We start from the raw sequence: 24,164 nt of genomic DNA, 5'->3' as shown, positions 1-24,164 counted from the left end.
CGAACAGCTATGTGGAATAAGAATCGACTTACTCAAATGTTAAGTATTGAATATCCAATTATACAAGCAGGTATGGCAGGAAGTACGACACCGAAATTAGTTGCATCAGTAAGTAACAGTGGTGGATTAGGCACAATAGGCGCAGGTTACTTTAATACGCAGCAATTAGAAGATGAAATAGATTATGTACGCCAATTAACGTCAAATTCTTTTGGTGTAAATGTCTTTGTACCAAGTCAACAATCATATACCAGTAGTCAAATTGAAAATATGAATGCATGGTTAAAACCTTATCGACGCGCATTACATTTAGAAGAGCCGGTTGTAAAAATTACCGAAGAACAACAATTTAAGTGTCATATTGATACGATAATTAAAAAGCAAGTGCCTGTATGTTGTTTTACTTTTGGAATTCCAAGCGAACAGATTATAAGCAGGTTGAAAGCAGCGAATGTCAAACTTATAGGTACAGCAACAAGTGTTGATGAAGCTATTGCGAATGAAAAAGCGGGTATGGATGCTATCGTTGCTCAAGGTAGTGAAGCAGGTGGACATCGTGGTTCATTTTTAAAACCTAAAAATCAATTACCTATGGTTGGAACAATATCTTTAGTGCCACAAATTGTAGATGTCGTTTCAATTCCGGTCATTGCCGCTGGTGGAATTATGGACGGTAGAGGAGTTTTGGCAAGTATTGTCTTAGGTGCAGAAGGGGTACAAATGGGCACTGCATTTTTAACATCACAAGATAGTAATGCATCAGAACTACTACGAGACGCAATTATAAATAGTAAAGAAACAGATACAGTCATTACAAAAGCGTTTAGTGGAAAGCTTGCACGCGGTATCAACAATAGGTTTATCGAAGAAATGTCCCAATACGAAGGCGATATCCCAGATTATCCAATACAAAATGAGCTAACAAGTAGCATAAGAAAAGCCGCAGCAAACATCGGCGACAAAGAGTTAACACATATGTGGAGTGGACAAAGCCCGCGACTAGCAACAACGCATCCCGCCAACACCATCATGTCCAATATAATCAATCAAATTAATCAAATCATGCAATATAAATAATCGACCGCAATCCACAAAAGCACAAGCACCCCCAAACATTATTTTAGTGCTTGCCATTTTTGTGGATTGCGTTTCTATTTTACCAATCTAGTCAAGCGAAATCATCAAACGAAAGTTCACTGAAATGATTATGATCAAACGAAATCATCAAACGAAAGTTCACTGAAATGATTATAATCAAACGAAGGTTCGCTGAAATGATTATAATCAAGCGAAATCATCAAATTAAAGTTCGCTGAAATGATTATGATAAAAGTTATATGGTATGATGACATTGGTGATATATATATGATAAACATCGGATTAACAGGTTGGGGTGATCACTATTCATTATATGAAGATTTAGAACGCCAAACCGATAAACTTAAAACATATGCTGGACATTTTCCGGTTGTCGAATTAGATGCGACATACTATGCGATACAACCGGAAAGAAATATATTGAAATGGATAAAAGAAACGCCTGATACATTTGAATTTGTGGTCAAAATTCATCAAGCACTCACATTGCATGCAGACTACAAAACATTTGCAGATACAAGGCAAGAACTATTTGATCAATTTAAGAATATGTTAGAGCCCTTACATACACAGAAAAAATTAGCAATGGTATTGGTTCAATTTCCGCCATGGTTTGACTGCAATGCACAAAATATCAAATATATTTTGTATGTAAGACAGCAATTACAAGCATTTCCAATATGTGTAGAATTTAGGCATCAATCATGGTTTAGTGATGCATTTAAAGAACAAACATTGGCATTTTTAACAGAACATCAAATCATTCATGCAGTAGTTGATGAACCACAAGTGAAAGATGGCAGTGTACCTTTAGTCAATCGAATCACAAATGAAATTGCGTTTGTACGTTATCATGGACGTAATCATTACGGTTGGACTAAGAAAGATATGTCAGATCAAGAATGGCGAGATGTACGCTATTTATATGATTATAATGAGCAAGAATTAATAGACTTGGCACAAAAGGCACAAATATTAGCACAAAAAGCTAAGAAAGTTTACGTCATATTTAACAATAATTCTGGTGGTCATGCAGCAAATAATGCCAAAACATATCAGCGATTATTGAATATAGAATATGAAGGGTTAGCACCACAACAATTAAAATTATTTTAAGAGGCGACGACTATGTTATTAACAATTACATTATTAGTTTTAATCGGAGGTTTGTCAGCGATTATAGGTTCAATCGTAGGCATTGGAGGCGGTATTATTATCGTTCCAACAATGGTTTACCTTGGTGTTGAACATGGATTACTACATAATATTACAACACAAGTAGCGATAGGGACGTCTTCAGTCATTCTAATTGTGACAGGACTTTCTTCATCACTTGGATATTTAAAAACAAAACAAGTTGATATTAAAAATGGTTCCATCTTTTTATTTGGACTATTACCAGGTTCATTGCTTGGGTCCTTCATTAGTAGATATTTAACATTTGAGTCATTTAATTTATATTTTGGTATCTTTTTAATTTTCGTAGCCATTTTATTAATGGTAAGAAATAAGATTAAACCGTTTAAAATTTTTGATAAACCCAAGTATGAAAAGACTTATGTAGATGCTAAAGGTAAAACATATCATTATAGTGTGCCACCATTGTTTGCTTTTATTACAACGTTTTTAATTGGTATATTGACAGGTTTATTTGGTATTGGAGGTGGCGCACTAATGACGCCACTAATGCTTATTGTATTTAGATTTCCACCTCATGTAGCTGTTGGAACAAGTATGATGATGATTTTCTTTTCAAGTATCATGAGTTCTATAGGGCACATTGCTCAAGGTCACGTAGCTTGGGGGTATGCAATCATTTTAATTATTTCTAGTTATTTTGGTGCGAAAATCGGTGTCAAAGTGAATCAATCAATTAAGTCAGATACGGTAGTAACATTATTGAGAACAGTAATGTTGTTAATGGGTATATATTTAATTATTCGTGCGTTGATTTAATACAACTTTAAAAGGAGGACGTCAATTTGAGGCTTACAATTTATCATACGAACGATATTCATAGTCATTTACATGAATACGAACGCATTAAAGCATATATGGCAGAACATCGGCCACGACTTAACCATCCTTCTTTATATGTTGATCTAGGTGATCATGTAGATTTATCCGCACCTATAACTGAAGCAACTTTAGGTAAAAAGAATGTGGCATTACTAAATGAAGCAAAATGTGATGTTGCAACAATCGGTAATAATGAAGGGATGACCATTTCACACGAAGCTTTAAATCACCTTTACGACGAAGCAAAATTTATAGTGACATGTAGCAATGTTATAGATGAATCAGGTCATTTACCAAATAATATCGTTTCTTCTTATATTAATGACATAGACGGTGTGAAAATACTATTCGTTGCAGCGACAGCACCTTTTACCCCATTTTATCGTGCACTAAATTGGATTGTTACCGATCCACTTGAATCTATAAAAGAAGAAATTGAACTTCAACGAGGTAAATTTGATGTATTAATCGTGCTAAGTCATTGTGGCATTTTCTTCGATGAAACATTATGCCAAGAATTGCCTGAAATTGATGTCATTTTTGGTAGTCATACGCATCATTATTTTGAACATGGTGAAATCAATAATGGTGTACTGATGGCGGCAGCTGGAAAGTATGGTAATTATCTTGGAGAGGTTAATTTAACTTTTGAGGCACATAAAGTAGTACATAAAACTGCAAAGATTATTCCTTTAGAAACATTACCTGAAGTTGAAACTTCATTTGAAGAAGAAGGAAAAACGTTAATGTCCAATTCAGTAATTCAACATCCAGTAGTGCTTAAGCGTAGTATGAATCACATAACTGAAGCTGCATACTTATTAGCTCAAAGTGTTTGTGAGTATACACATGCACAATGTGCCATCATCAATGCTGGCTTACTCGTTAAAGATATTGTAAAAGATGAAGTGACAGAATATGACATTCATCAAATGTTACCGCATCCGATTAATATGGTAAGGGTTAGACTTTCTGGTGTGAAATTAAAAGAGATTATAGCCAAAAGTAATAAACAAGAATATATGTATGAACATGCACAAGGTTTGGGTTTCAGAGGGAATATATTTGGAGGATATATTCTTTATAATTTAGGGTACATTCATTCTACAGGGCGTTACTATCTGAATGGAGAAGAAATCGAAGACGACAAAGAATATGTACTAGGTACGATAGATATGTATACGTTCGGTCGTTATTTCCCAACATTGAAAGAATTACCAAAAGAGTATTTAATGCCAGAGTTTTTAAGAGATATATTTAAAGAAAAATTATTGGAATATTAAAAAGTAAGATTATTGGATTTTCATTTGTCATGAATTTCGATATAATGTTTAAAGATACACTTAACAGGAGGGTATGTGTTGTTATGGCGACAAAAAACGAGGAAATATTACGTAAACCGGATTGGTTGAAAATAAAATTAAATACCAACGAAAACTATACAGGACTTAAGAAGATGATGAGGGAAAAAAATCTTAATACTGTATGTGAAGAAGCTAAATGTCCTAATATACATGAATGTTGGGGTGCACGTCGTACAGCGACATTTATGATTTTAGGTGCCGTATGTACAAGAGCTTGTCGTTTTTGTGCGGTTAAGACAGGTTTACCTAATGAACTTGATTTAAATGAGCCTGAACGTGTAGCTGAATCAGTTGAATTAATGAACTTGAAACACGTTGTTATCACTGCTGTTGCGCGTGATGATTTAAGAGATGCTGGTTCAAATGTTTATGCTGAGACAGTACGTAAAGTTAGAGAAAGAAATCCATTTACAACGATTGAAATTTTACCATCAGATATGGGCGGGGACTATGATGCGTTAGAAACATTAATGGCTTCAAGACCTGACATTTTAAACCATAATATTGAAACTGTTCGTCGCTTAACACCGAGAGTTCGTGCGCGTGCGACTTACGACAGAACATTAGAGTTTTTACGTCGTTCAAAAGAATTACAACCGGATATCCCAACTAAATCAAGTATTATGGTTGGATTAGGTGAAACTATAGAAGAAATTTATGAAACGATGGATGATTTACGTGCGAATGATGTAGATATTTTAACGATTGGTCAATATTTACAACCTTCACGTAAACATTTAAAGGTTCAAAAATATTACACGCCTTTAGAGTTTGGTAAATTAAGAAAAGTGGCAATGGATAAAGGGTTTAAACATTGCCAAGCTGGACCTTTAGTACGTAGTTCTTATCATGCGGATGAGCAAGTAAATGAAGCTGCTAAAGAAAAGCAACGCCAAGGTGAGGCACAGTTAAATAGTTAATATTTAACAATTAATAAGGCATAAAGGCTTAGTTTGTACAAAACGAACGTGTCTTAGAAGTAATCATTATTTTTATGAAACACTAAAAGTATAAACTGAGCCTTTCATTGTCATAGATAGGTGAAGAATTTGATAAAAGTAGATCAACATTACTTTGAATTAATAGAAAATTATCGCGAATGTTTTAATGAAGAACAATTTATTGCTAGGTATTCAGATATTTTAGATAAATATGATTACATTGTTGGTGACTATGGTTACGATCAATTACGATTAAAAGGTTTTTACAAAGATTCTAATAAAAAAGCAGAGATGAGTAAACGTTTTTCAAATATTCAAGATTACATATTTGAATATTGTAACTTTGGTTGTCCTTACTTTGTATTAAGACATTTGTCTAAACAAGAGGTTAAAAAGTTAATCGAAGAAGTTCATCCGTCTGATGTGATAGATGACGACAATAAACTTCAAGATGTGAAGATTAAGCCAACCATTCAAGATACTGAACATTAATAAAACCCTTAGCTAGATTAAAAATGGGAATCATGCAATTCAAGCATGGACCTGTAATCTAGTTAGGGGGTTTTATCTTTAATGAATGACTTCATTTAAATACTCAGTAATTTCATCGCCTTCTTCAGCATTTACACCTAAAATATGAGCGATATAGCCTTCTTCTTTTAAATCATCAGTACCGATAATACCGAATTTATTTGTTTGCATATTAAGTACGAGTGTCTTACCATAATGTCTATTTGTATGGACTAACATTAAATCATATCGACTATGCTCGCCAACAAAACCAACAAACTGAACTTGACTCTCTTCGTTGTCATCATATAAATACATATCAATCATTTTGTAGCGACTCCTTTTAAAAGTAGTAAAGTTAGTATAACGACAAATGAAGTATACTGCAAAATTATGATAATATATAAGCGAGAGGTGACAAGGAATGTATTTTGTAGACAAAGATAAACTAACTCAGAAATTAGCCTATTTACAAGCATTAACTGATGATTATCATGAGAGCAAGCACAATCATTATGCATTTGAACGCATTGCTCAAATGTTGATAGAATCATCGGTAGATATAGGGAATATGATTATCGATGCATTTATTTTAAGGGATCCTGGTAATTATAAAGATGTGATTGATATATTAGAACTAGAAAATGTTATTACTAAAGAAACACAGCAGGCGATTAATAAAACTGTCGATATTCGTAAACAATTTACATATGATTACACAGCCTTAGATATTAAGGTTATCATGCCAATGTTTGATGACGCATTACCTTATTACAAACAATTTATTACAGAAGTAACGACATTTTTACATCAAGAAAATGTACCAGTAACAGCTTTTGGTAAAGGAGAAAATCAATAATGAAACAGTATAAAGCGTATTTAATCGATTTAGATGGCACAATGTATATGGGAACAGATGAGATTGATGGAGCAAAACAATTCATCGATTATTTAAATGTAAAAGGCATTCCTCATTTATACGTAACAAATAATTCAACAAAAACACCTGAGCAAGTAACTGAAAAATTACGTGAAATGCACATTGATGCGAAACCAGAAGAGGTTGTAACGTCAGCGTTAGCCACTGCTGATTATATTTCAGAACAATCACCAGGAGCATCAGTATATATGTTAGGTGGGAGTGGTTTAAATACTGCGTTAACCGAAGCGGGACTTGTCATTAAAAATGACGAGCATGTTGATTATGTAGTTATTGGACTTGACGAACAAGTTACATATGAAAAGCTTGCGATTGCAACGTTAGGTGTAAGAAATGGTGCAACATTTATTTCTACAAATCCTGATGTATCAATTCCTAAAGAGCGTGGTTTATTACCTGGTAATGGTGCTATTACAAGTGTTGTAAGTGTATCGACAGGTGTATCGCCACAATTTATTGGTAAACCAGAACCGATTATTATGGTTAAAGCATTAGAAATTTTAGGATTAGATAAATCCGAAGTTGCTATGGTAGGCGATTTGTACGATACCGATATTATGTCTGGTATTAACGTAGGTATGGATACGATTCATGTACAAACAGGTGTATCTACGTTAGAAGATGTGCAAAATAAAAATGTGCCACCAACGTATTCTTTTAAAGATTTAAATGAAGCAATAGCTGAATTAGAAAAATAGATATAGTCATTTTATAAAGTAGGTGAATTGATTTGGTAAAAATAGTTGTTTCGAGGAAAATTCCAGATAAATTTTATCAACAATTAAGTAAACTTGGTGACGTTGTTATGTGGCAAAAATCATTAGTGCCTATGCCTAAAGATCAATTTGTGACAGCACTTCGTGACGCAGATGCTTGTTTTATTACATTAAGTGAACAGATCGATGCAGAAATTTTAGCACAATCACCAAATTTAAAAGTAATTGCGAATATGGCTGTAGGATATGACAACATCGATGTTGAAAGTGCAACAGCGAATAACGTGGTTGTCACGAATACACCAAATGTACTTACTGAAACAACTGCAGAATTAGGATTTACATTAATGCTTGCTATAGCACGCCGTATTGTAGAAGCTGAAAAATATGTAGAAGCAGATGCATGGCAAAGCTGGGGTCCTTATTTATTGTCAGGTAAAGATGTCTTCAATTCAACTATTGGAATATATGGTATGGGAGATATTGGTAAAGCTTTTGCAAGAAGGTTGCAAGGGTTTAATACTAATATTCTTTATCATAATCGATCAAGACATAAAGATGCAGAGGCGGACTTTAATGCAACATATGTTTCTTTTGAAACGTTGTTAGCAGAAAGTGATTTTATCATCTGTACAGCGCCACTTACAAAAGAAACACATCATAAATTTAATGCTGAAGCATTTGAACAAATGAAAAATGATGCAATTTTTATTAATATCGGTAGAGGGCAAATTGTAGATGAAACAGCATTAATCGATGCACTAGACAATAAAGAAATTTTAGCATGTGGTTTAGATGTATTAGCAAATGAACCGATTGATCATACACATCCATTAATGGGACGTGATAATGTTCTGATTACACCACACATTGGTAGCGCATCAGTAACAACACGGGACAATATGATTCAATTATGTATTAATAATATAGAAGCGGTTATGACAAATCAGGTACCACATACTCCAGTAAATTGAAAATAAGTATGGTTTTTAATCATTGGTAAAACAAGCAAAGCAATTGTTAAATATGTTATGCTTGACTTGCGAATGTATATATTTGCGCTGATGATAATTCAATAACATTATAAACTCGTCATATTAATGTGATGAGTTTATTTGATTTTGACGTATATAACAAAATTGTTATATAGACTGTAATTGTTTATTGTTTAAATAACCTTTAAAATGAATGATGTTCTCAACAAAGTGTATCATTTACAATAATTGAGTGATGACAACCAATTACTATGTTGAATCTATAAAATTAAAATTGAATTTCATTATGAATATCGATATAATGAATTGTAAAAAACAAATTTTAAAACGTATTTTATATTGAACGGTCTTTATAAAGGCGTTTTTACTAAGAACTTTAAGAGGTGCAATATGAAATCTAAAAGTAAACAGCCACCTAATAAATATGTTGAAGCATTCAAACCATATTTATTAACACTATTGTATTTGGCAATATTTATTACTTTATATTTAATTTATGGCAGTGGCGACACACACAATAACTTCATTTATAATGAGTTCTAATGAGGGAGACTTAATATGACAGATATTATTAACAAGCTGCAAGCGTTTGCGGATGCAAATCCACAAAGCATTGCTGTTAGACACACAACTGATGAATTAACTTATCAACAGTTAATGGATGAGTCTAGTAAATTAGCACATCGATTACAAGGTAGTAGGAAACCGATGATTTTATTCGGTCACATGTCACCATATATGATTGTTGGGATGATTGGTGCCATTAAAGCAGGATGTGGATATGTACCTGTAGACACTTCAATTCCTGAAGACCGTATTAAAATGATTATTAACAAGGTTCAACCAGAGTTTGTATTTAATACGACTGATGAATCATTTGAAAGTTTAGAAGGCGAAGTATTTACAATAGAAGATATTAAAACATCTCAAGACCCAGTAATTTTTGATAGTCAGATTAAAGATAACGACACAGTATACACAATCTTTACATCTGGTTCTACTGGGGAACCTAAAGGTGTTCAAATTGAATATGCAAGTTTAGTTCAATTTACTGAGTGGATGTTAGAACTTAATAAATCAGGAAATGAACAACAATGGCTTAACCAAGCGCCATTTTCATTTGATTTATCTGTAATGGCTATTTATCCATGTTTAGCATCAGGCGGTACATTAAATCTTGTAGATAAAAACATGATTAATAAACCTAAATTATTAAATGAAATGCTAACAGCAACACCGATTAACATTTGGGTATCAACACCATCATTTATGGAAATGTGTTTATTATTACCAACGCTTAATGAAGAACAATATGGTAGTCTTAACGAATTCTTCTTCTGTGGTGAAATTCTACCTCACAGAGCAGCAAAAGCGTTAGTAAGCCGTTTCCCAAGTGCGACGATTTACAACACATATGGTCCAACTGAAGCTACGGTAGCAGTTACAAGTATTCAAATTACACAAGAAATCTTAGATCAATATCCGACATTACCTGTTGGCGTTGAAAGACCAGGCGCAAGATTATCTACTACAGATGAAGGTGAACTTGTTATCGAAGGTCAAAGTGTAAGTTTAGGATACTTAAAAAATGACCAAAAAACAGCTGAAGTATTTAATTTCGATGACGGTATTCGTACTTATCACACTGGTGATAAAGCGAAGTTTGAAAATGGTCAATGGTTCATTCAAGGTCGTATTGATTTCCAAATCAAATTGAATGGCTACAGAATGGAATTAGAAGAAATTGAAACACAATTACGCCAGTCTGAGTTCGTAAAAGAAGCGATTGTTGTACCTGTATATAAAAATGATAAAGTTATTCATTTAATTGGTGCAATTGTGCCAACGACTGAAGTTACGGACAATGCAGAAATGACTAAAAATATTAAAAATGACTTGAAATCACGCTTACCAGAGTATATGATTCCTAGAAAGTTTGAATGGATGGAACAATTGCCATTGACTTCAAATGGTAAAATTGACAGAAAGAAAATTGCAGAGGTAATTAACGGATGATTCCATATGGTGATTTTACATTCTTCTTAATTGCTTTAATTGCATTATTACCAGTCATTATACTTGGATTTTTAGGTAAGCGAAGTTACATTTATAATGGCGTAGTTACAGCATTTATGATTGTGTTAATCTTTTCTTCTGATAAACATAATCTGTTTGACCAAAAGTATTTAAGTGTTCAATTAATTAGTTTTATTATTTACGTCGTATGGCAAGTTTTATTGATAATGTTTTATTATCATTCAAAACCAAAAAATAATTCATTTTCAAAATTTGTAACTGTAATGGTTTTATCAATATTGCCATTAGCACTTGTGAAAGTGTTACAAAGTACATGGTTAGGTGGACATCAGATTCACTTCCATGAAAGTAAATTAATTGAATTTGTTGGTTTCTTAGGAATTTCTTATGTTACATTCAAAAGTGTGCAGTTAATTATGGAAATTCGTGATGGTTCTATCAAAGAAATTAAAGTATGGAAATTAATTCAATTTATTTCATTCTTCCCAACGATTTCATCTGGACCAATCGATCGTTACAAACGTTTCGTTAAAGACGATAAAAAAGTACCAACAGGCAATGAATATCGTGAATTAGTATTAAAAGCAATTCACATGATTATGCTTGGTTTCTTGTATAAATATATTGTTGCTTACTTTATTAACACATATGCAATCATGCCGTTACAATTAGACTTACATGGCTTTGTCAATTTGTGGTTATATATGTACGCATACAGCTTATATTTATTCTTTGACTTTGCAGGTTATAGTTTATTTGCGATAGCATTTAGTTATTTATTCGGTATTAAAACACCACCAAACTTCGATAAACCTTTCAAAGCGAAAAATATTAAAGATTTCTGGAATAGATGGCATATGACATTATCATTCTGGTTCAGAGATTGTATTTACATGAGATCTTTATTCTACATGTCTCGTAAAAAATTATTGAAGAGTCAATTTGCAATGTCTAACGTGGCATTCTTAATCAACTTCTTCATAATGGGAATTTGGCATGGTATCGAAGTGTATTACATTGTTTATGGTTTATACCATGCAGCATTGTTTATAGGTTATGGCTATTATGAACGTTGGCGTAAGAAACATCCGCCACGTTGGCAAAATGGTTTCACAACAGCACTTAGCATTGTGATTACATTCCACTTTGTAACATTTGGCTTTTTAATCTTCTCAGGTAAACTTATATAATAAAGGAGAATTTAATTATGGAATTTAGAGAACAAGTATTAAATTTATTAGCAGAAGTAGCAGAAAATGATATTGTAAAAGAAAATCCAGACGTAGAAATTTTTGAAGAAGGTATTATTGATTCTTTCCAAACAGTTGGATTATTATTAGAGATTCAAAATAAACTTGATATCGAAGTATCTATTATGGACTTTGATAGAGATGAGTGGGCAACACCAAATAAAATCGTTGAAGCATTAGAAGAGTTACGATGAAATTAAAACCTTTTTTACCCATTTTAATTAGTGGAGCGGTATTCATTGTCTTTCTATTATTACCTGCTAGTTGGTTTACAGGATTAGTAAATGAAAAGACTGTAGAAGATAATAGAACTTCATTGACAGATCAAGTACTAAAAGGCACACTCATTCAAGATAAGTTATACGAATCAAACAAGTATTATCCTATATACGGCTCTAGTGAATTAGGTAAAGATGACCCATTTAATCCTGCAATTGCATTAAATAAGCATAACGCCAACAAAAAAGCATTCTTATTAGGTGCTGGTGGTTCTACAGACTTAATTAACGCAGTTGAACTTGCATCACAGTATGATAAATTAAAAGGTAAGAAATTAACATTTATTATTTCACCACAATGGTTTACAAACCATGGTTTAACGAATCAAAACTTTGATGCTCGTATGTCTCAAACTCAAATTAATCAAATGTTCCAGCAGAAAAACATGTCTACTGAATTAAAACGTCGTTATGCACAACGTTTATTACAGTTTCCACATGTACACAATAAAGAATACTTGAAATCTTATGCTAAAAACCCTAAAGAAACTAAAGATAGTTATATTTCTGGTTTTAAAGAGAATCAATTGATTAAAATAGAAGCGATTAAATCATTGTTTGCAATGGATAAATCTCCATTAGAACATGTTAAACCTGCTACAAAACCAGATGCTTCTTGGGATGAGATGAAACAAAAAGCAGTTGAAATTGGTAAAGCTGATACTACATCGAATAAATTTGGTATTAGAGATCAATACTGGAAATTAATTCAAGAAAGTAAGCGTAAAGTTAGACGTGACTACGAATTCAATGTTAATTCTCCAGAATTCCAAGATTTAGAATTACTTGTAAAAACAATGCGTGCTGCTGGTGCAGATGTTCAATATGTAAGTATTCCATCAAACGGTGTATGGTATGACCACATTGGTATCGATAAAGAACGTCGTCAAGCAGTTTATAAAAAAATCCATTCTACTGTTGTAGATAATGGTGGTAAAATTTACGATATGACTGATAAAGATTATGAAAAATATGTTATCAGTGATGCCGTACACATCGGTTGGAAAGGTTGGGTTTATATGGATGAGCAAATTGCGAAACATATGAAAGGTGAACCACAACCTGAAGTAGATAAACCTAAAAATTAAAATACAAATAGCACATAACTCAACGATTTTGATTGAGCGTATGTGCTATTTTTATATTTTAAATTTCATAGAATAGAATAGTAATATGCGCTTGGATATGTGGCAATAATAAAATAATTAATCAGATAAATAGTATAAAATAACTTTCCCATCAGTCCAATTTGACAGCGAAAAAAGACAGGTAATAACTGATTATAAATAATTCAGTATTCCTGTCTTTGTTGTTATTCATAATATGTTCTGTTAACTTAATATCTTTATATTAGAATACTTGTTCTACTTCTATTACACCAGGCACTTCTTCGTGTAATGCACGCTCAATACCAGCTTTAAGAGTGATTGTAGAACTTGGGCATGTACCACATGCACCATGTAATTGTAATTTAACAATACCGTCTTCCACGTCAATCAATGAGCAGTCGCCACCATCACGTAATAAAAATGGACGAAGACGTTCAATAACTTCTGCTACTTGATCAAACATCGTTGTATCTTCAGTAGGCATCAGGCAAGTCTCCTTTCGAGAGATGAATTTGATAATCTTTATTAGTATATTATAATAGATAGTGTAATAAAAATCTATCAAACCAATGGGGGATAAATATATGGAGCACGTGAGTGTGGTAGTATATGGGGCAGATGTTATTTGTGCAAGTTGCGTTAATGCGCCAACATCGAAAGATATTTATGACTGGCTACAGCCGCTATTAAAAAGAAAATACCCAAATATATCATTTAAATATACGTATATAGATATTACAAAAGATAATGACAACTTAACAGATCATGATTTACAATTTATTGAAAGAATAGAACAAGATGAACTATTTTATCCATTAATTACAATGAACGATGAATATGTAGCAGATGGTTATATACAAACAAAGCAAATCACTCGATTTATAGACCAAAAGCTTGTGAATGAATAATATACACATAACAAAAAGCAATGTCAGTAATAGTGTGAACTGACATTGCTTTTTAATTTTAACCATTATGATATTTATATAACCAAAGTACGCCGGATTTTAAAATAGAAGCGAGTCGTCCTGTTACAGTGCGATCCATGATATATGCAAAACCTTGTTTATCTCCTAATGACCCAACGATACCTTGTACCTTTAGTTCCGGCATTTTGTCAGGTAATGGTTCATTTAGCCATTGCTTTTTAAGCACATCGGCAATTTGATCACCTTGAACTTCGGCTAACTGAGCACTTGGCGCATGTGGTAAATCAGCACAATCACCAACTACATAGACGTTACGATATGTTGGTACTTGATGATACTGGTTAACTATCACGCGTCCATTACTATTTATATCAATCGGCAAGTTACGAACAACTTCAACAGGTTGAATTCCTGCTGTCCATACAACTAAATCAATATCTTTAGGTTCATCACAGTTATATATTTTACCAGGTTCAACTTTATTAATATTTGAATTTGGAACAACAGTAACATTATTTTTGGCGAACCATTTCGCAACATACTTACTTAATTTTTCTGGAAAATTTCTTAAAATTCGCGGCCCACGGTCATAAAGATATATTTCCAAGTCTGATCTACTTTCTCTTAATTCGCTGGCAAGTTCTATGCCGCTTAATCCAGCACCAACGATACCAACTTTAGCACCTTCTGGTAGTTCACTAATACTATGGAAAGTATCCCGAGCCTTTGAGAGTGTTTGAATACTATGTGTATATTCTTCGGCTCCTGGAACGTTATGATATTTATCTTCACATCCTAAACCAATGATTAGCTCATCATAATCAATTTTAGAATTACCGACTGAGACAATTTGAGCATCTAAATCTATGTCGTTAATTTCACCATAAACTGTATTCACTTGTGGATGATTAGGGAATTTCATGCGAACATCTTTATCTGATTTCGTGCCCGCAGCTAAAGCATAAAATTCTGGTTTCAATCCATGAAATGGCATACGATCAACTAATGTGACTGTATAATCTTGTGGTAAAGAAGTAGTTAAAATGCGTGACATGATACGCATATTACCATATCCGCCGCCTAACAAAACTAAGTTTTTCATAATGAAGTACCCCTTTTATATGTTAATATTTACTTTAATTTTGAAAAGATCAAAGTGCATAGATATATTTGTTAATGAACAGTTATAAAATGCAAGTGTCTTTGATTCATCAATAACCCCTAAAAAAGTAAATATGTATTTATATGCTTATTATATATTTTTTTGAAAATGACTACAAATAAATATTTGTACTAACTAAGGCACTATTACATAACTGGGATAAGAAACATCAGTTGTTGTAATTGAGCACATCATGTTAAAATACCAGTTTTAAAATGCTATAATATTGTAACAAATGAAATAAGAAGGTGAAGTATGAATCCGATCGTAGAATTTTGTCTCTCTAACATGGCAAAAGGTGGAGATTATGTTTTTAATCAACTGGAAAATGACCCAGATGTCGATGTGTTAGAGTATGGTTGCCTGACACATTGTGGTATATGTTCAGCCGGGTTGTATGCTTTAGTAAATGGTGATATTGTTGAAGGTGATTCGCCGGAAGAATTATTACAAAATATATATGCACATATAAAAGAAACTTGGATTTTTTAAGGAGGAGTTATCATGCCAACAGTTATATTAACAGAAGCAGCTGCTTACGAAGTAAAAGATATGCTTAAAGCAAATGAAATGCCAGATGGCTATTTAAAAATTAAAGTGAATGGTGGCGGGTGCACTGGTTTAACATACGGTATGGGTGCAGAAGAAGCGCCTGGTGAAAATGATGAAATCTTAGAATACTTTGGATTAAAAGTTTTAGTAGACAAAAAAGATGCACCCGTATTAAATGGTACGACTATTGATTTTAAGCAATCATTAATGGGTGGCGGTTTCCAAATCGACAATCCTAATGCAATTGCTTCATGTGGCTGTGGTAGTTCATTTAGAACTGCAAAAGTTGCAGGTAATCCTGAAAATTGCTAATAAAATAACTTTAAATGGTTAACCCAATTTTTGGGATACAAATTGATATCAATTTTGATTAGGGACATATTTGATTATGTCCTATTTTTGCGTAAAGATATTTTGTTTTATTAAAAAGCTTATTGAAAATTAAGAATCTGACTATAAATAGTAATTTAAATGATCGTGATAACGGATACATTTTTAATCGAAATCAGGCTACGAAAAAATTAATTAATTTTTTCACAATCTGACTGAATCTTGCTTGAAAATATAACATAAAAGCTATAGAATTAGTATTGGATTAAAAATGTCTTTTTTGTGAACATCACAGGTTTTTACATAATTTAAAAGACTTAAATAACAAAATGATGATAAACTAGTATACATTGTGGTAAAAGTAGTAATGACCAGTTGTTACTAGTAATTATCAGCATTTGGTTAAAAAAATATGAAAGCTTAGGTGAAATTAAATGGCTCAAGATCGTAAAAAAGTACTTGTACTTGGTGCTGGTTATGCAGGTTTACAGACTGTAACTAAATTGCAAAAAGCGATATCAACAGAAGAAGCAGAAATTACGCTTATTAATAAAAATGAATATCACTATGAAGCAACATGGTTACATGAAGCATCAGCAGGTACACTAAACTATGAAGATGTATTATATCCTGTGGAAAGTGTCTTGAAGAAAGACAAAGTGAACTTTGTTCAAGCAGAAGTAACAAAAATTGACCGTGATGCTAAAAAGGTAGAAACAAATCAAGGTATTTATGACTTTGATATTTTAGTAGTAGCATTAGGTTTCGTTAGTGAAACATTCGGCATCGAAGGTATGAAAGATCATGCTTTCCAAATTGAAAATGTTATCACAGCACGTGAATTATCACGTCATATCGAAGACAAATTTGCTAACTATGCAGCATCAAAAGAAAAAGATGATAACGATTTATCTATCTTAGTTGGTGGTGCTGGATTCACTGGTGTTGAATTCTTAGGTGAATTAACAGACAGAATTCCTGAATTATGTAGCAAATATGGTGTGGATCAAAATAAAGTTAAAATCACTTGTGTTGAAGCAGCACCTAAAATGTTACCAATGTTCTCAGAAGAATTAGTTAACCACGCAGTTAGCTACTTAGAAGACCGCGGTGTTGAATTTAAAATTGCTACACCAATCGTTGCTTGTAACGAAAAAGGTTTTGTAGTTGAAGTAGATGGTGAAAAACAACAATTAAATGCAGGTACTTCAGTATGGGCAGCTGGTGTACGTGGTAGTAAATTAATGGAAGAATCATTTGAAGGCGTTAAACGTGGACGTATCGTTACAAAGCAAGATTTAACAATCAATGGTTACGACAACATTTTTGTTATTGGTGACTGTTCAGCGTTTATCCCAGCTGGAGAAGAACGTCCATTACCAACTACAGCACAAATTGCAATGCAACAAGGTGAAAGTGTTGCTAAAAACATTAAACGCATCTTAAACGGTGAATCAACTGAAGAATTCGAATACGTTGATCGTGGAACTGTTTGTTCTTTAGGTTCACATGACGGTGTAGGTATGGTATTTGGTAAACCTATCGCTGGTAAAAAAGCAGCATTCATGAAAAAAGTGATTGATACACGTGCGGTATTCAAAATCGGTGGTATCGGTTTAGCATTCAAAAAAGGTAAATTCTAGGCTTTAAATAAAGTTTCAGCTAAACACATAAAATTAAATTATTCATTTATAAAGTCCTTCAGTGTCACTGAAGGGCTTTATTGTTGTACAATTTGAAGTGAGTAACATATCAAATCTAAGGAGGTACATTATGAATTTTAAATTAAATAACACACTAAGCAACGAAATAAATACATTGATTATTGGTATACCAGAACATTTAAATCAGTTAGAGCGCATTAGTTTTAATCATATCGATATTACAGAATCACTTGAAAGACTAAAACATCAACATATTATTGGTAGTAAAGTTGGGAAGATTTATACAACTGCATTTGATGTACAAGATCAAACATATCGTTTAATTACAGTTGGTTTAGGAAACTTAAAAGCACGTAGTTATCAAGATATGTTGAAAATATGGGGACATCTTTTCCAATACATAAAGTCAGAACATATTGAAGATACGTATTTACTTATGGATTCATTTATTTCAAAATATGATCAGTTATCAGATGTATTAATGGCATGCGGTATTCAAAGTGAGCGTGCAACATATGAATTCGATCATTATAAATCAAGTAAGAAGGCACCGTTTAAGACGAATTTAAACCTTATTAGTGAATCATTAATTGAATTAGATTTCATTCATGAGGGTATCAGTATTGGCCAATCCATTAATTTGGCAAGAGACTTTAGTAATATGCCACCGAATGTATTAACACCACAAACATTTGCAGAAGATATTGTTAATCATTTTAAAAATACAAAGGTCAAAGTAGATGTTAAAGATTATGACACTTTAGTTTCTGAAGGATTCGGACTTTTACAAGCAGTAGGTAAAGGTAGTAAGCATAAACCGAGATTAGTAACCATCACATATAATGGCAAAGACAAAGATGTAGCACCAATTGCCTTAGTTGGTAAAGGTATAACGTATGATTCTGGTGGTTATAGTATTAAAACGAAGAATGGCATGGCTACAATGAAGTTTGACATGTGTGGCGCTGCGAATGTCGTTGGTATCATTGAAGCGGCTAGTCGTTTACAACTGCCTGTAAATATTGTCGGAGTGCTTGCTTGTGCTGAAAATATGATAAATGAAGCATCAATGAAGCCAGATGATGTATTTACAGCATTAAGTGGTGAAACTGTAGAAGTAATGAATACAGACGCTGAAGGTAGATTAGTCCTTGCAGATGCTGTGTATTATGCAAATCAATATCAGCCTAGTGTGATTATGGACTTTGCTACATTAACGGGTGCAGCCATCGTTGCACTAGGCGATGATAAAGCTGCTGCATTTGAATCGAATAGTAAAGTGATATTAAACGATATATTACAAATAAGTTCTAAAGTCGATGAAATGGTATTTGAATTACCGATTACTGCAACCGAACGTGCAAGTATTAATCACAGTGATATCGCTGATTTAGTTAACCATACGAATGGACAAGGTAAAGCGCTATTTGCGGCAAGTTTTGTAACACATTTTAGTGGTCAAACACCTCACATTCATTTCGATATTGCAGGTCCAGCAACGACTAATAAAGCTTCATATAATGGTCCAAAAGGGCCAACAGGATTTATGATTCCGACGATAGTACAATGGTTAAAACAACAATAATTTAATTATTTGCCTGATACAACTTGTGTCTTGTTATACATTTCTAATTTAACTCTTGAAAGTATAAAGGATCGCATTGTATCAGGCATTTTCATTGTTGTAAGAAAATATAAATCGCATATCCTTGTGAGCATAAATCAACTTGATTAGCATTGCAAAAACTTATTATAATCATATGCTCATTCAGTCAACGACTACTAATATAACATTATAGAACTTAGGATTTTGATTGGTGTTCCAGGCTTGTAAAATTGTTTAATTTAATGAAAGTGAAAATTATTTTAAGAAAGACAATTAACTAAAAAATAAAGATTATGGGTATAGTTTGCTATTGACAGGTGTTAAAGCTACTGATACTATGTAGTCTATAAACGCTTTAGTTCGATAGAGCGATAAAGGATGGTTATCATATGATAAATGCAGTAGTAATAGCAGTAATATTAATGATTGTGCTATGTTTATGTCGATTAAACGTAGTTATAAGCTTATTTATCAGTGCGCTAGTTGGTGGCTTAATTTCAGGCATGAGCATTGAAAAAGTTATAAATGTATTTGGGAAAAATATAGTCGATGGTGCTGAGGTAGCATTAAGCTATGCATTATTAGGTGGATTTGCAGCATTAATTTCATACAGTGGTATCACAGACTATTTAGTAGGAAAAATTATAAATGCAATTCACGCTGAAAATAGTCGATGGTCAAGAGTTAAAGTAAAAGTGACAATAATCATTGCATTATTAGCTATGAGTATCATGAGTCAAAACTTAATTCCTGTACATATTGCATTCATTCCAATTGTCATCCCACCATTGTTAAGTCTGTTTAATGACTTAAAAATAGATAGACGTTTAATCGGTTTGATTATCGGTTTTGGTTTATGTTTCCCGTATGTGTTATTACCATATGGATTCGGTCAAATTTTCCAGCAAATTATTCAAAGTGGCTTTGCAAAGGCGAATCACCCAATTGAGTTTAATATGATTTGGAAAGCAATGCTTATTCCTTCAATGGGGTATATTGTTGGCTTACTTATCGGTTTATATGTATATCGTAAACCACGTGAATATGAAACACGTAAAATTTCAGATAGTGACAATGTTACAGAGTTAAAACCATATATCTTAATAGTAACAATTGTGGCAATACTAGCTACATTTTTAGTACAAACATTTACAGATTCAATGATTTTTGGTGCACTGGCAGGGGTACTCGTATTCTTTATTTCACGTGCATATAATTGGTATGAATTAGATGCTAAGTTTGTTGAAGGTATTAAAATTATGGCTTATATTGGTGTAGTTATTTTAACAGCAAATGGGTTTGCTGGTGTAATGAATGCTACTGGTGATATAGATGAATTAGTTAAAACTTTAACAAGTATTACTGGTGATAATAAATTATTTAGCATTATCATGATGTATGTGATAGGTTTAATTGTCACTTTAGGTATTGGATCATCATTTGCAACAATTCCTATTATCGCATCATTATTCATTCCTTTTGGAGCGTCAATTGGACTAGATACAATGGCATTAATCGCATTGATTGGAACAGCGAGTGCATTAGGTGACTCAGGTTCACCTGCAAGTGATTCAACATTAGGACCAACTGCGGGATTAAATGTTGATGGCCAACATGATCATATACGCGATACATGTGTACCAAACTTCTTGTTTTATAATATTCCTTTAATGATTTTCGGTACTATTGCTGCTATGGTACTATAAGCATAAAGAGGTGAAAATATGACTCATTTATTAGAGACATTTGAGATGTCAATAGATCACCAGGAAGATGGTTTAGTTGTTATTTCTATGCCTGTCACTGATAAAGTAAAACAACCATTTGGATATTTACATGGTGGGGCTTCGATTGCTTTAGGTGAAACAGCATGTTCATTAGGATCTGCTAATTTAATTGATACAACCAAATTTATTCCATTAGGTTTAGAGATGAATGCTAACCATATTCATTCTGCTAAAGATGGTCGTGTTACTGCGACAGCTGAAATTATTCATCGAGGTAAGTCGACACATGTATGGGATATAAAAATTAAGAATGACAAAGAACAATTAATTACAGTTATGCGTGGTACAGTTGCTATTAAACCTTTAAAATAAAAGAACTGCTAGCTGAAATGTTATGAGATATTCATAACTACGGCTAGCAGTTTTTTTATGCGCTATATTGTTGTAGTTTTAGAAATGCTTGTTCAATGCGTTCGGCAGCTTTACGGCCACCCATAACATTTCTACCAAATGGTCCTAATTCTAAGTCTGCAAAGCATCCTGCGACAAATAGATTTGGTATCCATTCTAATTTTTCGGAAATAACAGGGTAATTACATTCGTTGATAGGTGCATCATAATTTTGTATTAATTGCTTAATAAGTGGTTGTGACATAAAATCTTGTTCAAAACCAGTTGCAACCATAATCTGTTGATATGGAACAGAATTATTTTCAGTGTTAATTAAACCATCACTAATTTGAGTGATAGGTGTTTTATGCACATTTATACGACCATTTTTAATATGTTTTTTAAGGCGTAAGTACAGTTCGTGAGGCATTGATCCTTTATGACGTTCACGTTGTACAATGGCATTTCTTTCAGGCATGCTTTTAGTACTTAAAAATGAAGACATATTTTTCGGACCTAACCAACCAGGATCAGCATCAAAGTCATGTATTTCAATATCTTTATTTAGCCATAAATGAATCTTTTTATCGTTATCATGATTTAACAATTTAAGTGCAAGATGTGCAGCAGTAATGCCACTACCAACGATATGATCGGTCTTATCATATACTACTTGATCATGTTCTTTCTCGAAAATATGATTTACATTCTGTTTGTCTTTTAAAATGTCAGGCATAAACGGAATATTTGTACTGCCTATTGCAATAACGACGCAATCTGTAGTGATAATTTGTCCATCTTCTAACTTGATATGCCATTTGTCTTCTTGTTTATCTAAAGTTTGAACTAAACCTTGAACCAAGCAATCCTCTAATTGATATTGTTTAGAAGCATGTGCAATATGATCCATAAACATTGTCAATTCAGGTCGTTGATAAGGACCATAAAAAGCATTTGTATATTGGTGCTGTTTAGCGAATTGTTTTAGATGGAACGGTTGTGGATGTACGTGATGTACAATCGGTGATCTTAAATAAGTCATTTCTATTCGATTTGTATATGAGTTAAACCTTTGGCAAAAAGTTTCGTATGGGTCAATGATTGTTAATCGGTCTGTTGTTAATCCGCTTGATAATAGTTTTTGTGCGATTGCAGTTCCCTGTATGCCACCGCCGATAATTGTCCAATGCATAATAAAACCTCTCTTTTTTAAAGCGTAATCGTTACGATTTATAATTATTATTATCATAATACATAACGACATGAAAGGCAATTAAATTAAAGAGATATACGTAGATAGGGCGAAGCTGTAGTCAAAGAAAAAATCATTGAAAAAGAGGTAACAATGTCAAAAGAAAACAGCAGTAAAATCATTCCTAATTTGGAATCATCTTACTGCTGTTTGTTGTTGATTTATATTCATGATTTTGTTATATAATCTACAATTTTGTGTCTTTTAAGTCTTCCGAAATTTCATCGACTTTAGTCTTTTTAGTATAAGGCGTTTTAATATTATATGCTGCTTTCATAATCATATGACTTGAAAGAGGACCTGTAATTAATACAAAGATAATCGCAACGATTAATTGCATATTTACAAAACCTTGAGTAGCAATAAAATATAAAAACGTACCAAATAGTAATGACATTGCACCTAATGTTGATGCTTTTCCGGCAGCATGTGCACGTGAATATACATCTTCAAGTCTCAATAATCCTATAGCTGCTAGGGCGCTAATTAAAGCACCGATGATAACAAAGATAAGTGCAAGACTAATCAGTATGATTTTGATCATGTTCAATCACCTTACCTTTGTCCATAAATTTAGAGAATACTGCAGTACCTAAAAAAGCTAATATACCAATCATCATAATAACGACAATCATGTATTTAATATTTAATAAAATACTGAATAATGCTATAACTGCCATTAATTGAAGACCAATCGCATCTAATGCGACAACACGATCGGCAAGTGATGGGCCTAGCACAACGCGAATGAGCATAGCTAACATAGAAATGACAACTATGATTAATGCAATAACGATAATAACATTATGATTCATTATATTTCGCCCACCTCTCTTACAATTTTCTCTAATGATGTTTTAATACTTTCTACTTCTTGCTCTTTAGTTGAAAAATCTATGGCATGAATATAAATTTTTGTACGATCGTCACTTACACCAAGCACTACAGTACCAGGTGTTAATGTAATTAAATTAGACAGCAAGACAATTTGCCAATCTTTTTTTAAATCTGTGTGATAAACAAAGAATCCTGGTTCATTTTTAATCGAAGGTTTAATAATAATTTTCAAAACATCAAAATTAGCTTTAATCAGTTCGATTAAGAAAATAATAACTAATTTAATAATACGATATAGCGTGATGACATAAAATCTACCTGGTAACACTCTGTGTAAGAGGTAAACAAGAACTAGGCCAAAGATGAAACCTAACACAAAGTTATTTGTTGTGTAACTATTTGTTACAAACAACCAAAACACTGCGATAATAAAGTTTAATACTAATTGTACAGCCATG

Annotated in this window: 29 protein-coding genes; 22 read left to right on the top strand and 7 right to left on the bottom strand. The window is 32.8% G+C overall.

Annotation, left to right across the window (positions count from 1 at the left end; genetic code table 11):
- Nucleotides 1-9 precede the first annotated feature (9 nt).
- The 6 genes from IDG64_RS00725 to IDG64_RS00700 all read left to right on the top strand — a co-directional run bounded on the left by IDG64_RS00725 (nt 10) and on the right by IDG64_RS00700 (nt 5,914).
- Nucleotides 10-1,077, top strand: coding sequence for an NAD(P)H-dependent flavin oxidoreductase (locus IDG64_RS00725; protein WP_000267248.1), 1,068 nt, complete (start codon nt 10-12; stop codon nt 1,075-1,077).
- Nucleotides 1,078-1,365: 288 nt separating this feature from the next.
- The gene (locus IDG64_RS00720) at nt 1,366-2,214 is read left to right on the top strand and encodes a DUF72 domain-containing protein (protein WP_000608127.1); all 849 of its coding nucleotides are present in this window, start codon (nt 1,366-1,368) and stop codon (nt 2,212-2,214) included.
- 12 nt (nt 2,215-2,226) lie between these two features.
- Nucleotides 2,227-3,054 carry a sulfite exporter TauE/SafE family protein gene (locus IDG64_RS00715; protein WP_000927631.1) on the top strand — a complete coding sequence of 276 codons (828 nt, stop codon included), beginning with the start codon at nt 2,227-2,229 and terminating at the stop codon, nt 3,052-3,054.
- 26 nt (nt 3,055-3,080) lie between these two features.
- Nucleotides 3,081-4,400 (top strand): bifunctional metallophosphatase/5'-nucleotidase, encoded by a 1,320-nt coding sequence (locus IDG64_RS00710; RefSeq protein ID WP_001241221.1) that lies wholly within the window; start codon nt 3,081-3,083, stop codon nt 4,398-4,400.
- A gap of 83 nt (nt 4,401-4,483) precedes the next feature.
- Nucleotides 4,484-5,401 carry a lipoyl synthase gene (lipA, locus tag IDG64_RS00705; RefSeq protein ID WP_000201875.1) on the top strand — a complete coding sequence of 306 codons (918 nt, stop codon included), beginning with the start codon at nt 4,484-4,486 and terminating at the stop codon, nt 5,399-5,401.
- A gap of 129 nt (nt 5,402-5,530) precedes the next feature.
- Nucleotides 5,531-5,914, top strand: coding sequence for a YutD family protein (locus tag IDG64_RS00700; protein ID WP_000598444.1), 384 nt, complete (start codon nt 5,531-5,533; stop codon nt 5,912-5,914).
- 78 nt (nt 5,915-5,992) lie between these two features.
- Here IDG64_RS00700 and IDG64_RS00695 read toward each other — a convergent pair whose 3' ends face one another.
- Nucleotides 5,993-6,259, bottom strand: a complete 267-nt coding sequence (locus IDG64_RS00695) for a DUF3055 domain-containing protein (RefSeq protein WP_000566649.1) — start codon at nt 6,257-6,259, stop codon at nt 5,993-5,995.
- A 97-nt stretch (nt 6,260-6,356) separates the two neighbouring features.
- Between IDG64_RS00695 and IDG64_RS00690 the strand changes: the two genes are divergently transcribed.
- From IDG64_RS00690 to dltD, 9 genes are all read left to right on the top strand, one after another.
- Nucleotides 6,357-6,791 carry a DUF86 domain-containing protein gene (locus tag IDG64_RS00690; protein ID WP_000273979.1) on the top strand — a complete coding sequence of 145 codons (435 nt, stop codon included), beginning with the start codon at nt 6,357-6,359 and terminating at the stop codon, nt 6,789-6,791.
- Complete coding sequence (locus tag IDG64_RS00685) at nt 6,791-7,570, top strand: TIGR01457 family HAD-type hydrolase (protein ID WP_000816184.1); 780 nt, start codon at nt 6,791-6,793, stop codon at nt 7,568-7,570. Before IDG64_RS00690 ends, IDG64_RS00685 begins: the two co-directional genes overlap by 1 nt.
- 32 nt (nt 7,571-7,602) lie before the next feature.
- Nucleotides 7,603-8,562, top strand: a complete 960-nt coding sequence (locus IDG64_RS00680) for a 2-hydroxyacid dehydrogenase (RefSeq protein WP_000239131.1) — start codon at nt 7,603-7,605, stop codon at nt 8,560-8,562.
- 253 nt (nt 8,563-8,815) lie between these two features.
- Nucleotides 8,816-8,926 carry a hypothetical protein gene (locus tag IDG64_RS00675; RefSeq protein ID WP_001790652.1) on the top strand — a complete coding sequence of 37 codons (111 nt, stop codon included), beginning with the start codon at nt 8,816-8,818 and terminating at the stop codon, nt 8,924-8,926.
- 47 nt (nt 8,927-8,973) lie between these two features.
- A complete protein-coding gene (locus IDG64_RS00670) occupies nt 8,974-9,126 on the top strand; it encodes a teichoic acid D-Ala incorporation-associated protein DltX (protein WP_000837752.1) in 153 nt (50 codons plus the stop codon).
- 15 nt (nt 9,127-9,141) lie between these two features.
- Nucleotides 9,142-10,599, top strand: coding sequence for a D-alanine--poly(phosphoribitol) ligase subunit DltA (dltA, locus tag IDG64_RS00665; RefSeq protein ID WP_000129661.1), 1,458 nt, complete (start codon nt 9,142-9,144; stop codon nt 10,597-10,599).
- A complete protein-coding gene (gene dltB / locus IDG64_RS00660) occupies nt 10,596-11,810 on the top strand; it encodes a PG:teichoic acid D-alanyltransferase DltB (protein WP_000613541.1) in 1,215 nt (404 codons plus the stop codon). The genes dltA and dltB overlap by 4 nt, the downstream gene beginning before the upstream one ends.
- A 17-nt stretch (nt 11,811-11,827) precedes the next feature.
- Entirely contained in the window at nt 11,828-12,064 is a 237-nt protein-coding gene (dltC, locus tag IDG64_RS00655; protein ID WP_000395692.1) for a D-alanine--poly(phosphoribitol) ligase subunit 2, read from the top strand.
- Nucleotides 12,061-13,236 (top strand): D-alanyl-lipoteichoic acid biosynthesis protein DltD, encoded by a 1,176-nt coding sequence (dltD, locus tag IDG64_RS00650; protein ID WP_000769416.1) that lies wholly within the window; start codon nt 12,061-12,063, stop codon nt 13,234-13,236. Before dltC ends, dltD begins: the two co-directional genes overlap by 4 nt.
- 262 nt (nt 13,237-13,498) lie before the next feature.
- Here the strand turns inward: dltD and IDG64_RS00645 are convergent, their stop codons facing one another.
- On the bottom strand, nt 13,499-13,741 hold the full coding sequence (locus IDG64_RS00645; RefSeq protein WP_001141883.1) for a NifU family protein: 243 nt from the start codon (nt 13,739-13,741) through the stop codon (nt 13,499-13,501).
- Nucleotides 13,742-13,841: 100 nt separating this feature from the next.
- On the opposite strand from IDG64_RS00645, the gene IDG64_RS00640 reads away from it, so the two are divergent.
- The gene (locus tag IDG64_RS00640; protein WP_000401414.1) at nt 13,842-14,165 is read left to right on the top strand and encodes a YuzD family protein; all 324 of its coding nucleotides are present in this window, start codon (nt 13,842-13,844) and stop codon (nt 14,163-14,165) included.
- A gap of 58 nt (nt 14,166-14,223) precedes the next feature.
- Here the strand turns inward: IDG64_RS00640 and IDG64_RS00635 are convergent, their stop codons facing one another.
- The gene (locus tag IDG64_RS00635; protein WP_000794020.1) at nt 14,224-15,288 is read right to left on the bottom strand and encodes an NAD(P)/FAD-dependent oxidoreductase; all 1,065 of its coding nucleotides are present in this window, start codon (nt 15,286-15,288) and stop codon (nt 14,224-14,226) included.
- A 315-nt stretch (nt 15,289-15,603) separates the two neighbouring features.
- Here IDG64_RS00635 and IDG64_RS00630 point away from each other — a divergent pair, with 315 nt between their 5' ends.
- From IDG64_RS00630 to IDG64_RS00605, 6 genes are all read left to right on the top strand, one after another.
- Nucleotides 15,604-15,840: a YuzB family protein gene (locus IDG64_RS00630; RefSeq protein WP_001068337.1), complete on the top strand. Its 237-nt coding sequence runs from the start codon at nt 15,604-15,606 to the stop codon at nt 15,838-15,840.
- A 12-nt stretch (nt 15,841-15,852) separates the two neighbouring features.
- The gene (locus IDG64_RS00625; protein WP_001143493.1) at nt 15,853-16,212 is read left to right on the top strand and encodes a HesB/IscA family protein; all 360 of its coding nucleotides are present in this window, start codon (nt 15,853-15,855) and stop codon (nt 16,210-16,212) included.
- A gap of 452 nt (nt 16,213-16,664) precedes the next feature.
- On the top strand, nt 16,665-17,873 hold the full coding sequence (locus tag IDG64_RS00620; protein ID WP_000046076.1) for an NAD(P)/FAD-dependent oxidoreductase: 1,209 nt from the start codon (nt 16,665-16,667) through the stop codon (nt 17,871-17,873).
- Between the two features lie 130 nt (nt 17,874-18,003).
- Entirely contained in the window at nt 18,004-19,479 is a 1,476-nt protein-coding gene (locus IDG64_RS00615; RefSeq protein ID WP_001009692.1) for a M17 family metallopeptidase, read from the top strand.
- Between the two features lie 410 nt (nt 19,480-19,889).
- Nucleotides 19,890-21,206, top strand: a complete 1,317-nt coding sequence (locus tag IDG64_RS00610; protein WP_000606324.1) for a Na+/H+ antiporter family protein — start codon at nt 19,890-19,892, stop codon at nt 21,204-21,206.
- An 18-nt stretch (nt 21,207-21,224) separates the two neighbouring features.
- Nucleotides 21,225-21,599, top strand: coding sequence for a PaaI family thioesterase (locus tag IDG64_RS00605; protein WP_000149295.1), 375 nt, complete (start codon nt 21,225-21,227; stop codon nt 21,597-21,599).
- Nucleotides 21,600-21,654: 55 nt separating this feature from the next.
- On the opposite strand, the gene IDG64_RS00600 is transcribed toward IDG64_RS00605, so the two are convergent.
- The 4 genes from IDG64_RS00600 to mnhE1 form a co-directional block, all read right to left on the bottom strand.
- The gene (locus tag IDG64_RS00600) at nt 21,655-22,809 is read right to left on the bottom strand and encodes an FAD/NAD(P)-binding protein (protein ID WP_000558777.1); all 1,155 of its coding nucleotides are present in this window, start codon (nt 22,807-22,809) and stop codon (nt 21,655-21,657) included.
- Between the two features lie 247 nt (nt 22,810-23,056).
- On the bottom strand, nt 23,057-23,413 hold the full coding sequence (gene mnhG1, locus IDG64_RS00595; RefSeq protein WP_000590451.1) for a Na+/H+ antiporter Mnh1 subunit G: 357 nt from the start codon (nt 23,411-23,413) through the stop codon (nt 23,057-23,059).
- Nucleotides 23,391-23,684, bottom strand: a complete 294-nt coding sequence (gene mnhF1, locus IDG64_RS00590) for a Na+/H+ antiporter Mnh1 subunit F (protein WP_001016306.1) — start codon at nt 23,682-23,684, stop codon at nt 23,391-23,393. The genes mnhG1 and mnhF1 overlap by 23 nt, the downstream gene beginning before the upstream one ends.
- A complete protein-coding gene (mnhE1, locus tag IDG64_RS00585; RefSeq protein WP_000290674.1) occupies nt 23,684-24,163 on the bottom strand; it encodes a Na+/H+ antiporter Mnh1 subunit E in 480 nt (159 codons plus the stop codon). Before mnhE1 ends, mnhF1 begins: the two co-directional genes overlap by 1 nt.
- Nucleotide 24,164: the final 1 nt, after the last annotated feature.

This window comes from Staphylococcus sp. EG-SA-15, assembly GCF_017151895.1.
Taxonomy (GTDB): Bacteria; Bacillota; Bacilli; order Staphylococcales; family Staphylococcaceae; genus Staphylococcus; species Staphylococcus aureus.
Note: the sequence above shows the minus strand (reverse complement) of the source record. Positions and strands in the feature narration are given on the sequence as shown.